Genomic DNA, 11,663 nt, shown 5'->3' with positions numbered 1-11,663 from the left:
CACGCCGCCGCCGCTGACCGGCTCGATGGCCCCGCCCGTCGCCGGACGAAACACCTCCGGCCCGCGCTCTCCGACCAGATAGGCGCCGCCGCCCAGCACCGGTCCGCCCTCCGCCCGCGCACCGCCGAAACTGCTCATCGCGGCCTGGATCGCGCCGCTCAGGCCGCCCTTGCCGCCCGCCGCCGCATTGACTGCGGTCAGCACCGCACGCGCCAGTTCCGCCAGGGATATCTCCCCGTCCGACGCCGCTCGCGCCAGCGAACGGGCCAGACTGTTCCCCGCCCGTCCGAACGCGCTTTCAATGGCGTCGGCCGCATTCTCTGCCGGGGCCTTCAACGCCTCCAGCGCGGCGGCGGCCTCTGCCGTCTTCAGCGCAACATCGTCCATGCGCCGGGTTTCATCCGCCATCGGGCCAGTCCTCCATCAAACGCTTCAAAGCCGTCCGCCCCATCGGCGCCGCGCCACGCGGGGCCTCGGTCAGCATCCGCCATTCCTTCAGCGACAGCCGCCAGAAGGCCTCGGGGGCCACGCCCATCTGCGCGGCGATCCTCAGCATCTCGCCCCACGGCGTCACAGCGTTCAGCGTCACGCAGCCGCCGCCGCGAAACCCAGGGCCACAGCCTGAGCCGCCTCGCGTAAATCAATCATTGATTCACTGAGAAGATCCGCCGCCTGCCCCTCGCCTCCGCCCCGCAGCAAGGCCGCCAGAACGATCAGCAGATCACAGGCCGACAACGCCTTCATCCGCTCCGCCACTGCCGCCAGACCAGCGACGCCCAGCCCCGTCTCGATCTCCGCCAGCGCCCCCAGCGTCAGGCAGACCCGCCGCCGTTCGCCGCCCAGCACGACCTCGACCTCGCCCCGCGCCCCGTTCGCCGCCGCCATCAGATCACGCTGAACCCGATGGCGCCTGCGCTGGCCAGACTGAGCGCGAATGTCGCCTCGCCCTCGTGTTCCCCGGCGTATTCCAGCGCCGCCACCAGGAACGGCCCCTCCAGCACGCCGAAGTCCGGCACCACCAGCCGCCAGCGTTTCGCGGCCTGATCGAAGAAGGCCTCACGCACCAGCGCATCCGACGCCGCATCGCGGAAGATGCCCTGCCCCGACACCGCCGCCGACCTCACGCCCGCGCCCGCCAGCAGTTCGCGCCAGCGACCGGCGCTGTCCCCGTCCGTCGCATCCACCGTCTTCGCGTTCAGCGAAATGGTCCTCGCCCGCAGACCCGCCACCGTCGTGAACACACCCGGTGCGCCCTCAATCTTCAGCAAGACATCCTTGCCCGCCTGTGCCGCCATTTTTCCCTCGTTTTGTTCATGAGTGGCGAGTGGTCAGTGGCGAGTGGCGAGGGCTCAATCTCCCAAAACCCACTCGCCACTGACTTCCGTCACAGCTCTCAGCCGCATCACCGCCCAGGTCCGTCGTCCGTCGGCTGCGCGGAACACCTCGCTGGCGGTCACGCGCAGGCTGACCGTCCGCACCCCGTCCGCCTCCAGCCTGCGTTCATGCAGACAGGCGCGCACCGCCGCCGCAACCGCCTTGGCCTCTTGCGTCCCTGCAAACCGCGACACGCCGGTCAGGATCAGGGTCTGTTCGACCCCGCATCCGTCCGCCGCCACCGGGCGGCTGTCGCACCGACCGATGATCAGATGCGGCAGGTCCGCATCCTCCGGCGCCTGATCCCAGATCCGCCCGGCCAGCAGGGCGTCCGTCGCCGCATCCGTCTTCAGCGCCGCCAGCATCGCCTTCTGCAGCGCGTTTTCATGATCCGTCATCGCACCCGCTCCAGCATCAGTTGCGTGCGTCCGGGCCTCAGCGGCTCGACCGAAACGATGCTCCAGTCGCAGCCGCCGAACCTCAGCACCCGTCCTGCGGCCAGACGCGGATCATCCCGCGCCTCGGCGCTCAGGGTTTCGACTGCGCGCCTCTGGTCGCCCTCGCCGCGCTCAGTGCGCCTGCGCGCCCCGCACTTCAGCCAGGTCGAACCCACCGCCGTGAACGTGACGCTGCGCCCGCCGTAGGGCGTCTGGGCCTCCACCGCCCGATACAGCCCCGCCAGCATTCTCACAGCCGCACCACGCGGTAAGGCGCCAGCCAGGCCTCGACCGGCGCCATCGCCATCTCGGGCTCGCCCCGCTCATAGGCTCTTAACGCCAGCATCAGGATCGCCAGCCGCAGCGGCGCGGGCGAGGTCGATGTCAGGCTCAGGCCCACATCCCCCTCCACCCGCGCCTTCGCGGCCTCGATCAACGTCTGGATCAGACCGTCCTCGGCCTCATGCTCGACGCGCAAAAACAGCTTCGCCTCCGCCAGCGTCACCGGTGCGGCCATGGAAATCTCGCTTTGCTCGGAAGTGGCGAGCGGCGTGTGACGTGTGGCGAGCATCGCCCCGTCATGCCTACGTCGCCGTCTGTCATCGAACGAATGGACGAGCGGCTCTCGCCACTCGCCACTCGTCACTCATCACTGGCCGCCCCCAGGCGGCCGCGCCTTAAGTCGCAGCGAACTTCATCACCTTGATGGCGTCGAAGTTCTGCACCCAGCCGCCCACGCGCTTGGTCGTGTAGAACAGCACATAGGGCTTGGCCGAATAGGGGTCGCGCAGCACCCGCACCCCGGCACGATCCACAATCAGATAGCCCCTCTGGAAGTCGCCGAACGCGATCGACAGGCTGTTGGCCGCCACATCCGGCATGGTCTCGATCTCGGTGACCGGATAACCCAGCAGGCTCGCCGTCTCGCCCAGACGCGCCGCCGGCTGCCAGATGTAGTTGCCGTCCGCGTCCTTGAACTTGCGCACGCTGGACACCGTCTTGCGGTTCATCACGAAACGGCCGTTCGGGCGATACTGGGCCTTGGGCGCATAGATCAGGTCGATCAGGCGATCCGCCGGACTGGTCGCGGCGAAACCGCCCGCAGCGCCAGACGCGACATAGCCGACCTGACCCCAGGTCTGGCCCGCATCCGCCACTGTCGCATAGCTCAGGAAGCCGCGCGGCTTGTTGGTCCCGTCGCCGTTGACGAAGGCCTGCGTCTCCTGGGCGGCGAAGGCGTCCTCGACCTCGGCGGCCAGCCATTCGTCCAGATCGACCATGGCGTCGTCCAGCAGAGCCTGCGTCGCCGCCGGATTGGCGTACAGATCCGCCGACGGGAACTCCAGCAGGGCCAGCGTCGCCGGGTCCGTCTCGGGTCGCGCCGCCGTTTCCGCCACCCAGCCCGAGGCCACGCCCGCCGTCGAGACCGGCTTCCTGAACACGCCCGCCGCCACCGTGCGGGCCGTGGCGATCTCACGCATCGGCGACGCCGCCATCAGACGCCGCTCGATGGCGCGTTCGGTCTCATACGGCACGACATAGCCGCCCGAGGTCGCACCGCTGGACAGGCCCGCCTTGACCTCCAGACCGCCGGACTGACCCGTCTTCAGATAGCCGTCCCAGGCCGCCTTGGCCTCCGGCGCCGCCACGGGTTCAGCCGGTTCGCCCCCGATGAGCGGACGACGGTTCTGGCTCATCACCCGGTCCAGACGCGACTGCGCCGCCGCCACCGCCTGATCGATGCGCGCCACCTTTTCCTCCAGCAGCGTATCCGCTGCGGCCTTCTTCTCGATCTCGCCCAGACGGGCGTCATTCGCCCCTTTGAACGCCTCGAACGCGGCCATCATCTCATGCATGGCGGCGCGCGCCTCCGGCGAGGCGGAAGCCTGTTTGGTCTCTTTCATGATCTCTCCGGTTGAAGAACCGCAGTTTGCGGTTAGGGTCGGGGCGTGATCCACACGTCCCCGAAATTCTTGAACGCGCTTCGGCGCTCCTGGCTGTTCAAGCTGGGCTGGGGCCTGCTGCCGCTAGGGATGCTGACCGTGTTCGCCTTCACCACGAACTCGTCATTCATCACTGTTGACCCTGAGAACTGGCTGCTGAAGTTGGCGCCATTCATTCCGGGCCTGATCGCCTTCCTCATCGGCTGGCTTCAGTGGCCCGCACAACGCGCACGCACCCGCGCCCTGCCTGTTCTGCAGCGCATGCAGATGCCGGATCGGCCCGATCCCGTGCCAGTCGGACAGTTTCTGCGCATTGACGAACAACCGCCCATCGAAAGCCTGCCGCCCTTCCTGCAGTCGGTTGTCGCCGTCTGGGGCAGGCCGGTTCACCGCCTGATTTCAGTCCCGCTCGACGTAGTTTTCCTGTTGGCGGCTGGATCGCTGCTGTTCGTATCCACGATCACGGACCCGCTGGGACGGCTGTCTCACTGGCTGAACCGTCCCCTACCCCTGACCTACTGGCCGGTCTTCTTCACTCTGATGGGCGTGGTGATACTGATCGGCCAATGGCTTTCACTGCGCCGGATGCACGATCATTACGTCGCGGCGGCCAGGGAAACCCGCCGCCAGCCCTTCCCCTCTGCGCGTTGATCTTCTGATGGCCCACCTGACGCCCCTCGAAACCGCCGTCATGGACGCCATGGTCTGGCAGATGGGCGACAGCGTGCCTGATCTGGCGGCGCAGTCGGCCTCCGGCTCCGTGGCCCTGCGCCGCAACACGGGCGCGGGCCTCTATGTCCAGATCAACGTCGATGCGAACCGCGCAACCGGCAACCCTGACGCCACCGGCCTGTTCGGCACAGTCCATGTGATGATCGACGGACTGGCTGATCCCGTCGGCTTCCAGATCGAACTGCGTCAAGGCCGCCTGACGGCCCTGCACGGCCAGAGCTACAGCCAGGACACCCGCGGCATCGACCTGTCCACCGTTCCCTTCGGTGATGTCTTCATCGTGGATGAGCGCGGCCAGTCCGTCCTCTATCGTCCCGCACGCCCTGCGCCCGAACAGGCCCCGCCCAGGCCGAAACGGCCAGCGCAGATCACATCCCAGACTCCATCTCCGGCCCCATCCCAGACCGCTCATAAAAGCCGCCCGCAGACCGTCCCTGTCGAGCAGTCTGCACCGCAATCCGCCGCCGGTTTCCCCGCATTCGCGGACATGCTCGAAGGCCTGTCGGACCCGTCGGCCTCAGCAGCCGGACGACTGGCCATGGTCTATATGGGCGCCTATGGCCTAGCGGTCGTGCTCCTCCTGTTCGCCCGCCTTGCGCTGCACACCGGCTGGTTCTTCGCCCTGATCGTCACCTTCTGGGCCCTGCGCTTCATCCACACGCCCAAGGGACGCGAGATGATGACCAACCTCGCCGACACCCTGAACCGTCAGGGCCTGTTCACGACCATAAAACCACGCTGACGCGCGGACCATTCCTCGAACCTTGCAATCCGCGACACAGCGCCCACGTCATCAGATCAACCGGAGGGTGTGATGTTCGGCCTGTTCTTTCATCCCAGACGCTCTGACGATGGGCGCCCTGTGGCCGTCCGCGTCGTGCCGGGCCAACTGCGGGGCGACACTCTGGACGCCCCTCCCCCCATCACCGTCACCGGCAATCTCAAGCCCGAGGTACACGACGACACGGAGCATGACGTCGGTCAGCCTTGAGTTTTGCTCCGTTCGTGCCAGGCACGCCGGGCTCGGCGGACCTCGTCCTCGGTCGCGTGGGGGTTATGGAGGCAGTGGTGAAACCTCCCCGGCGTGACCCTGCCGTCTCGATCCACGGTCGGCGGCTCCGTCATCACTATACCGCCCAAGGCTTCACATCGGTGTGCGGGATCAGAAGGAAGCTCTGGCAGATGCGCGCACGACGCGACCGCCATGCTTGAAAACGTGGCCATCAAACCGTGCTTCACGATGCTCATTGATTGATGCTGGTGTTTTCCGCCCAACCTCGCAAGCTTTCATGAGCCCCCTACGGCCTCAAAATTCGTCCGTTAACATGGGAGAAGACCGCCGCCATTCTCGGCCATTCCATAGTGCCCACACCGAACTTCGCTAACGGCGGATATGGGTGGGAGTGGACGTAACTGTAGACAACCGGATCGCACTCTGGTTGCATCAGGGTGCGATAGTTACCAAGGGTTTTCACAATGACTCGCCGCCCGCTCGCTGTTGCTGCCCATGCAGCGCTCGCCCTTTGGACGCTCGCAACAATCGGCGTTGGTTTGCTTTACCACTTCGCAGACAACGGCGATCGATATCAGCCTTGGATATTTCCAATGTGCATGACCACGTTAGGCGGAGCGTTGCTTTTGGAGCGCTTGAAAAAATCGCGTCCTCAGCGCTGATCCAGCGCGTGCGCGAATTTCCGTTGTGGGTCGCAAGTCGTCATTCAGTCACGGCCCTGAACCGCGCGCCCGGCAGCATTGGAAACGGCACCACCATTCTCGGCTATTACACAGCGCCCACAACGGAGTTCGCTAACGTCAGTTACGGGTGGGTAGCGGCATACGCGTTCTGGAAACGGCAGGCCGCCTAGTCGCAAGCCGAATGGGGGGCGTTACCGGGAGCGGTCCCACAAATGTATCCCGCCATTTTGGCCGGGTCGATTTCATAGCCGTGATCGCCTCGGACCAAGTCCTCTCTGTTTGGAAGCGACCCTGTCGCGGCGACCGGCACGCTCAGTGTCTCAGGCCAGCGCTCAATGATCCGTGACATCAGTCGTTCACGGAAGCGCCGCGTCAGCGCAGGGTCTTCACCTTGGGTGAAGGATATCCATGCATGGCCTAGGTGGGACCTGTCGGAGACATAAACTGCAGTTTGGCGGAGATCACCGCCGCGATAGACAGTGGCATGGATCGACCTGCGAAGTTCGGGTGACATCTCCGCCCAGCGCTCCATTTCCTTTGCCGTCTCGACATTGAGGTTGAGACCCTCGGCACTTGCCTCATCGGTGAGGATGGTCAGGAAGTTGGCCCGGTCGACCGCAGAGGACAGCGGCACCTCGAATGCAGCCACTGTCCTGAGGCTTTCGGGCTGGGGGATAGGCTGGCAGGCTCGTATGCATCCGGCAGGCAATGAGATGGCAAGCAGCACCGCAGCAGTCGCGCCGATCGGGAAGTGCGATGTACCCGCTCGCCGTGAGAGCGGTCCCCATCGGCGCGCTAACATCCAGACAAGCCAGATGACGAGCGTGCCGCCGAGCGTCGCCATGACAGCGAAGCCGAGCACCGCTGGGATGATAAAGATGATCTCACCGCCCATTAGCGAATACCGCCTCGATTAAGCGCTTCAGTCTAGTCCGTGGCGTCTGAAGTGGAACAGAAATCTGGCACCGCTACAGTCGGCACAAGCAGGCTCGCTTAATGAACGCTAAGGGTCGCAAGTCGTCACTCAGTCACGGCCTTGAACCGCGCCCCCGGCAGCATCGGAAACGGCACCAACGACACTTCCCACAGGTCCACGCCGCTCAGCACCCTCAGCCGTCCCTGACGCCGCGCCCGCGCCGTGCGGTATCCAATCGACAGCCCATCCATGGCCCCTGCGCGGCTGAGGGCGGCTGCGAAGCGGGCTTCGGCGGACCAGTCCTCGATCCGCCCGCGCACGAACAGGCCGCGCGCGTCCTCGATGATTTCCTGCCAGACGCCGACCACGGTGCGGGCGTCATGCTGGCTCAGCATCCGCACCCCTTGCGCACCCGTCCGCGCCAGACTGTCGGCGAAAGCCCCCGCCTGCACCACATCCCCGTTCAGGTCCGCCACGCCCCACAGCGAGGCGTAGCCCTGGATGATCAGGGGTGAGTGACGAGTGGCGAGTGGCGAGCCGCCGCATCTAGGAGCCCCGCCCGCATCCTGTCCTTTCTCGCCACTTGCCACTCGCCACTCGTCACTCATCTTGCGCCCTCCAGCCTCTGTTCGATCCGTTCGACCGCCGCGCGCGTCGCCTCCCCTTGCGCTTCCAGCCGGGCCAGGCGTTCGGCGACCAGCCTCTGCTCGCCCACCCGCTGCTCCAGCGTGGCGATCCGCGCCGCGGCGCCTCCGGCCCAGACCAGTCCCCCGACCGTCTGCACCAGAAGCGCCGCAATCAGGGCGGCGGGCGCCTTCTTCAATTGCTCCATCATCGCCCCAATCCTTTCCTATCGCCCCTTCACCGGCCCAGCCCCGCCATCTGGCGGCGCTCGTCCTCGGTCAGGAAGCTGGCGGTCTCCAGCCGCGCCCACAGGGCGTCGCGTTCGGGCTGCAGCGCAGGCACCGCGTCCAGATCGGCTCGGATGTCGCAGTCAGAGAACCGCTCGCCCAGCCAGCCCGTCATCGCCCCCGCCGCCTTGCGCACCAGCGGGATCACCGTCTGGCGCCAGAAGGCGGCGTTGGCCTCGCGATAGTTGGCGTAGGTCGAATCCCCCGGAATCCCCAGCAGCTGCGGCGGCACACCGAAGGCCAGGGCGATCTCGCGTGCCGCCGCGTGCTTGCCGCCGACAAAGTCCATCTCGGCCGGCGTCAAGCTCAGCGGTTTCCAGTCCATGCCGCCTTCCAGCAGGATCGGCCGCCCCGCATTGGCCGCCCCCGAATAGACGCCTGACAGCTGATCCTTCAGCGCCTCGAACTGGCTGTCGGTCAGCCGCTCTCCATCCCGCGCGCCATAAACCAGCGCGCCGCTGGGCCGCGCCGCATTGTCCAGCAGGGCCTTGTTCCAGGCGCCCGCCGCATTGTGGGCGTCCACCCCTTGCGCCGCCGCCTCCAGCGGCGACAGCCCGTACCAGTCATCCAGCGGGTGCCACAGTTTCAGATGCAGCACCGGCGCCCACCCGTCCTGCGCCCGCGCGATCCGCACCGAACGCCCATCGACAGAATAGTCCCACGCCTCGGGCCAGCCCGACCGGCCGGGAACCACCTTCACCCGGTCCGAGCGCAGCGCCCACAACTCGTCCGGCGCGCCGTCTCCATCCGCATCGCCGGTCGCCTCGACATAGGCGTTGCCCGACACCTGCAGCGCGCCATAGACCGCCTCCATCAGTTCGGCGCCGGACTGTTCCGGGTTGGGCCGTCGCATCAGTTTGGCCAACGGGTGGCTGTCGTCGCGCACCCCGCCGACAAACACCACAAAGGGCGCAGCGGCGGCGGCTTCCGCGATCATGCGGATGCAGCGATAGGCCACCGCATTCTTCTGATACCCCTCGCGCGCCAGACTGGCGTAGTCGTTCGGCGTCCACCGCGCCCGGCCCACGCCCGAAAAAGCGACCACCGCCCCGGTGCGGCTTTCCTTGATCTCAGGCGCAGAAAACCGCGCCGACCGGCCAAACGGCCATCGGATCGAAACCATCAAAATCTCCTGAAAACTAATCTCCCTTCTCCCAGCGGGAGAAGGTGGCCCGCAGGGCCGGATGAGGGTTCGTCAGCTGAACAAATCCCGCTGCCCCTCACCCTTTCGCGCAAACCCGGTCGCTACGCGGCCGGGCGCTCAAGCCCTCTCCCAACGGGAGAGGGGCCGGTTCTGCTCATCAGCTTCAAAAGCGGCTTCTCGATCCACAGATGCACCACCGCCCCCGCCGCCAGACTGGCGATGATCGTCACGACCACCACCCCATCGCCCGACGTCTTGATCCCGGCCATCTCGACCATCCGCCCCAACGCCCGGATCACCAGCACATGAACCAGATAGACGGCATAGGAGGCGTCACCCATGAAGATCAGCCCGCGCCACCATCGCCCCGGCGTCTGATACGCCCGCTCTATACGCACCAGCCCCAGCACCAGCAGGGCGCTGGGCAGGCCCCAGACAGCCGCCCGCATCAGACCGGTCCACGGATCATTCAGCGCCGCCTCGCCGCCGATGCCGCCGTATCCGAACACCAGCCCCAGACCAAAGCCCGCCAGCGCCATGCCCAACGTCCAGACGCCCGCCCGCCGGGGCAGCCGCCGCCACATCAGCGCGACGCCGACGCCCAGCAGGAACTCCAGCACTATAGGCGCGCCCAGAAACCTCAGCACAGGCGAGGCCACGACCAGCCCCGCCGCCAGCATCGCCAGATAGGCTGCGACCAGCCCCCAGCCGACCCGACGCCGGCCGATCATGGCCACGCCGAAGGCCGCGTAGAACAGCATCTCGAAACACAGGCTCCAGCCCGGTCCCAGTGCGGGAAAGGTCATGTTCAGCCCGCTGAACGGCCAGAACAGAAAGGTCGCCGTGGCCACTTCGGGGCTCAACGTCCCGCCCCGCGCCATCCCGATCAGGATCGGCAGGGACAGCAGCCAGTAGATCGGCGCCACCCTGCGGAACCGCCGCCACAGAAAACCCCCGGCGGCGGCCAGCCCCACCTGCCCGCGCGTCGTCGTCGCAATAATGAAGCCGCTGATGACGAAGAAGACATCGACGCCCACGGCCCCGAAATTCTCCAGCCTGCCGCCCGCCAGAACCGTCTCCAGCCCCAGCCGTGTCCCCGCCAGATCGACCGCATGGGCCACAACGACCAGACCCGCCGCTGCGAACCGCAACACCTGGATGTTGTCGTACCGTCCCCCCATTCGTCACGGCTACCACCGCACGCGATGGATGCTCAACCTCAGATCATCACGCGCGCGCGAACAGCCTCGGCGATCCGCGCCTGACCTGCAGCGTTGGGGTGGACGGAATCGAACATCAGGCCCGGTGCGAACGCCCCTCCGAACAGGGCCGCTCCTTCGATAGGCGTCGCCAGCCCCTTGGCCGCCGCCACCTCGATAGCCGCCGCCGCGATGGCCTGCTGCGCCGGATAGGCCGCCTTGCCCTGTGCCGGATCCGACGGCGTCCCTGTCATCATCAGCACATCGCCGCTGAGCAGCGCCTTATCGACCAGCAAGCCCATCTGCGTCTTGTAGGCGGCGGGCGTCGTGCCGTTGTTCCAGTCGTTGATGGTCAGGCAGATCACTGTCAGGTCCGCCCCCACCGTCGGCAGGCCGCCATAGGCGCGATAGACCTGATCCGTCGTCGTCCAGTCCGCGACCCTGGAGCCGCCCCAACCGCCGTTGATGACCTGCACCCGACGCAGTTCCGACTTCCACGCCACGCCGCCCGCGATGAAGATTCCACCGCCGGATCGACGCCGCAGAATGATCGGGCCCGTTGTCTCGGGGAAACTGATCGTATGCCGCTCCAGCGCGGGCGGCTTCATCGTGTCGATGACCCCGCGCTCCACGCCGTCCGTCTCCACCGCGATCACGCCCAGCAGGTGTTGCACACGGCATAGACATCGAACCGGTCCACCGGCCCATCCGGCTGGAAGCTCCAGACATCGGTTCCCCAGTCGGGGGTCGAAAACAGCTTGCCCCCCAGACTGGTCAGGGTCGTGACACTCCATCCGTTCCCCAGACCGACGCGCGGGTCATAGGCGCCATAACCGCCGGTCGCCAGATCGCCCGCACCGGCCCCCGCCACAGACGCCGACGATGCCGGCAATCCCTGGGCCTGCATCTGATCCGCCAGCCGCCGGGGCCAGGCGGCGGCGCGGGCATTCGGCGTCCACCCGCCCGGAACGGCGCCGTACCCTTGGGCCACGCTGTCGCCGATCACCAGCAGCCGGGCGTCCCTCTGTCCCGCCAGCATGGCCCGAACCGCCGCCGACCAGCGAGGCAGATCGGGCTTGTCGAACACGGGCCGGGCGGGGGCCAGCACACCGCCTGCCGCCGCTGTCCGCGCATTGACCGGCAGGCTCAATCGAACACCGCCACGATCTGCGCCGCCGTGGTGCCGGTCGCCAGCACGCGGCGCACCTGCACCGGCAGCCAGCCGACCGGATGGTTGGCGAAGGTCACGGCATCCGCATCCTGACCGCCCGTCGGCAGCACGCGCACATTGCCCGCCGCCCCGACATAAAGC

At 67.0% G+C, this 11,663-nt stretch carries 19 protein-coding genes; 4 read left to right on the top strand and 15 right to left on the bottom strand.

Annotated features, from left to right (window positions below; genetic code table 11):
• The 8 genes from QZ281_RS04425 to QZ281_RS04390 all read right to left on the bottom strand — a co-directional run.
• The coding region (locus QZ281_RS04425) for a phage tail tape measure protein (protein ID WP_292225170.1) at positions 1–408 on the bottom strand (408 nt) is incomplete at its 3' end.
• Positions 398–556, bottom strand: coding sequence for a phage tail assembly chaperone (locus QZ281_RS04420; RefSeq protein ID WP_292225171.1), 159 nt, complete (start codon positions 554–556; stop codon positions 398–400). The genes QZ281_RS04420 and QZ281_RS04425, both read right to left, overlap by 11 nt.
• A 29-nt stretch (positions 557–585) precedes the next feature.
• Complete coding sequence (locus tag QZ281_RS04415; protein WP_292225167.1) at positions 586–885, bottom strand: GTA-gp10 family protein; 300 nt, start codon at positions 883–885, stop codon at positions 586–588.
• Entirely contained in the window at positions 885–1,295 is a 411-nt protein-coding gene (locus QZ281_RS04410; RefSeq protein WP_292225164.1) for a phage major tail protein, TP901-1 family, read from the bottom strand. The genes QZ281_RS04415 and QZ281_RS04410 overlap by 1 nt, the downstream gene beginning before the upstream one ends.
• Positions 1,296–1,349: 54 nt before the next feature.
• A complete protein-coding gene (locus tag QZ281_RS04405) occupies positions 1,350–1,772 on the bottom strand; it encodes a DUF3168 domain-containing protein (RefSeq protein ID WP_292225162.1) in 423 nt (140 codons plus the stop codon).
• The gene (locus QZ281_RS04400; protein WP_292225160.1) at positions 1,769–2,059 is read right to left on the bottom strand and encodes a phage head-tail adapter protein; all 291 of its coding nucleotides are present in this window, start codon (positions 2,057–2,059) and stop codon (positions 1,769–1,771) included. Before QZ281_RS04400 ends, QZ281_RS04405 begins: the two co-directional genes overlap by 4 nt.
• A 2-nt stretch (positions 2,060–2,061) precedes the next feature.
• Positions 2,062–2,328, bottom strand: coding sequence for a head-tail connector protein (locus tag QZ281_RS04395; protein WP_219354706.1), 267 nt, complete (start codon positions 2,326–2,328; stop codon positions 2,062–2,064).
• A gap of 160 nt (positions 2,329–2,488) precedes the next feature.
• Positions 2,489–3,715, bottom strand: a complete 1,227-nt coding sequence (locus tag QZ281_RS04390) for a phage major capsid protein (RefSeq protein WP_292225154.1) — start codon at positions 3,713–3,715, stop codon at positions 2,489–2,491.
• A gap of 45 nt (positions 3,716–3,760) precedes the next feature.
• On the opposite strand from QZ281_RS04390, the gene QZ281_RS04385 reads away from it, so the two are divergent.
• From QZ281_RS04385 to QZ281_RS04370, 4 genes are all read left to right on the top strand, one after another.
• The gene (locus tag QZ281_RS04385) at positions 3,761–4,405 is read left to right on the top strand and encodes a hypothetical protein (RefSeq protein ID WP_292225152.1); all 645 of its coding nucleotides are present in this window, start codon (positions 3,761–3,763) and stop codon (positions 4,403–4,405) included.
• Positions 4,406–4,412: 7 nt separating this feature from the next.
• Positions 4,413–5,228 (top strand): hypothetical protein, encoded by an 816-nt coding sequence (locus QZ281_RS04380; RefSeq protein WP_292225150.1) that lies wholly within the window; start codon positions 4,413–4,415, stop codon positions 5,226–5,228.
• A gap of 72 nt (positions 5,229–5,300) precedes the next feature.
• Entirely contained in the window at positions 5,301–5,477 is a 177-nt protein-coding gene (locus QZ281_RS04375; protein ID WP_292225148.1) for a hypothetical protein, read from the top strand.
• Positions 5,478–6,078: 601 nt separating this feature from the next.
• Complete coding sequence (locus QZ281_RS04370) at positions 6,079–6,351, top strand: hypothetical protein (protein ID WP_292225147.1); 273 nt, start codon at positions 6,079–6,081, stop codon at positions 6,349–6,351.
• On the opposite strand, the gene QZ281_RS04365 is transcribed toward QZ281_RS04370, so the two are convergent.
• The 7 genes from QZ281_RS04365 to QZ281_RS04335 form a co-directional block, all read right to left on the bottom strand.
• On the bottom strand, positions 6,348–7,076 hold the full coding sequence (locus tag QZ281_RS04365; RefSeq protein WP_292225145.1) for a hypothetical protein: 729 nt from the start codon (positions 7,074–7,076) through the stop codon (positions 6,348–6,350). The genes QZ281_RS04370 and QZ281_RS04365 overlap by 4 nt on opposite strands.
• A 125-nt stretch (positions 7,077–7,201) precedes the next feature.
• Entirely contained in the window at positions 7,202–7,705 is a 504-nt protein-coding gene (locus QZ281_RS04360) for an HK97 family phage prohead protease (RefSeq protein ID WP_292225143.1), read from the bottom strand.
• A complete protein-coding gene (locus tag QZ281_RS04355) occupies positions 7,702–7,932 on the bottom strand; it encodes a hypothetical protein (RefSeq protein WP_292225141.1) in 231 nt (76 codons plus the stop codon). Before QZ281_RS04355 ends, QZ281_RS04360 begins: the two co-directional genes overlap by 4 nt.
• 26 nt (positions 7,933–7,958) lie before the next feature.
• Entirely contained in the window at positions 7,959–9,131 is a 1,173-nt protein-coding gene (locus tag QZ281_RS04350) for a phage portal protein (protein ID WP_292225139.1), read from the bottom strand.
• A gap of 122 nt (positions 9,132–9,253) precedes the next feature.
• A complete protein-coding gene (locus QZ281_RS04345) occupies positions 9,254–10,333 on the bottom strand; it encodes an acyltransferase (RefSeq protein WP_292225137.1) in 1,080 nt (359 codons plus the stop codon).
• A 38-nt stretch (positions 10,334–10,371) separates the two neighbouring features.
• Positions 10,372–11,025 carry an SGNH/GDSL hydrolase family protein gene (locus tag QZ281_RS04340; RefSeq protein ID WP_292225136.1) on the bottom strand — a complete coding sequence of 218 codons (654 nt, stop codon included), beginning with the start codon at positions 11,023–11,025 and terminating at the stop codon, positions 10,372–10,374.
• Positions 11,004–11,501, bottom strand: a complete 498-nt coding sequence (locus QZ281_RS04335) for a hypothetical protein (protein ID WP_292225135.1) — start codon at positions 11,499–11,501, stop codon at positions 11,004–11,006. Before QZ281_RS04335 ends, QZ281_RS04340 begins: the two co-directional genes overlap by 22 nt.
• Positions 11,502–11,663 lie beyond the last annotated feature (162 nt).

Source organism: Brevundimonas sp. (assembly GCF_018608325.1).
Classification (GTDB): domain Bacteria; phylum Pseudomonadota; class Alphaproteobacteria; order Caulobacterales; family Caulobacteraceae; genus Brevundimonas.
Note: the sequence above shows the minus strand (reverse complement) of the source record. Positions and strands in the feature narration are given on the sequence as shown.

Excerpts from the sequence above, each read along its gene's own strand:
- QZ281_RS04390 (WP_292225154.1), bottom strand. The coding sequence starts at position 3,715 with ATGAAAGAGACCAAACAGGCTTCCGCCTCGCCGGAGGCGCGCGCCGCC.
- QZ281_RS04410 (WP_292225164.1), bottom strand. The coding sequence starts at position 1,295 with ATGGCGGCACAGGCGGGCAAGGATGTCTTGCTGAAGATTGAGGGCGCA.
- QZ281_RS04355 (WP_292225141.1), bottom strand. The coding sequence starts at position 7,932 with ATGATGGAGCAATTGAAGAAGGCGCCCGCCGCCCTGATTGCGGCGCTT.
- QZ281_RS04420 (WP_292225171.1), bottom strand. The coding sequence starts at position 556 with ATGCTGAGGATCGCCGCGCAGATGGGCGTGGCCCCCGAGGCCTTCTGG.
- QZ281_RS04380 (WP_292225150.1), top strand. The coding sequence starts at position 4,413 with ATGGCCCACCTGACGCCCCTCGAAACCGCCGTCATGGACGCCATGGTC.
- QZ281_RS04365 (WP_292225145.1), bottom strand. The coding sequence starts at position 7,076 with ATGGGCGGTGAGATCATCTTTATCATCCCAGCGGTGCTCGGCTTCGCT.
- QZ281_RS04415 (WP_292225167.1), bottom strand. The coding sequence starts at position 885 with ATGGCGGCGGCGAACGGGGCGCGGGGCGAGGTCGAGGTCGTGCTGGGC.
- QZ281_RS04395 (WP_219354706.1), bottom strand. The coding sequence starts at position 2,328 with ATGGCCGCACCGGTGACGCTGGCGGAGGCGAAGCTGTTTTTGCGCGTC.
- QZ281_RS04360 (WP_292225143.1), bottom strand. The coding sequence starts at position 7,705 with ATGAGTGACGAGTGGCGAGTGGCAAGTGGCGAGAAAGGACAGGATGCG.
- QZ281_RS04350 (WP_292225139.1), bottom strand. The coding sequence starts at position 9,131 with ATGGTTTCGATCCGATGGCCGTTTGGCCGGTCGGCGCGGTTTTCTGCG.
- QZ281_RS04405 (WP_292225162.1), bottom strand. The coding sequence starts at position 1,772 with ATGACGGATCATGAAAACGCGCTGCAGAAGGCGATGCTGGCGGCGCTG.
- QZ281_RS04345 (WP_292225137.1), bottom strand. The coding sequence starts at position 10,333 with ATGGGGGGACGGTACGACAACATCCAGGTGTTGCGGTTCGCAGCGGCG.
- QZ281_RS04375 (WP_292225148.1), top strand. The coding sequence starts at position 5,301 with ATGTTCGGCCTGTTCTTTCATCCCAGACGCTCTGACGATGGGCGCCCT.
- QZ281_RS04400 (WP_292225160.1), bottom strand. The coding sequence starts at position 2,059 with ATGCTGGCGGGGCTGTATCGGGCGGTGGAGGCCCAGACGCCCTACGGC.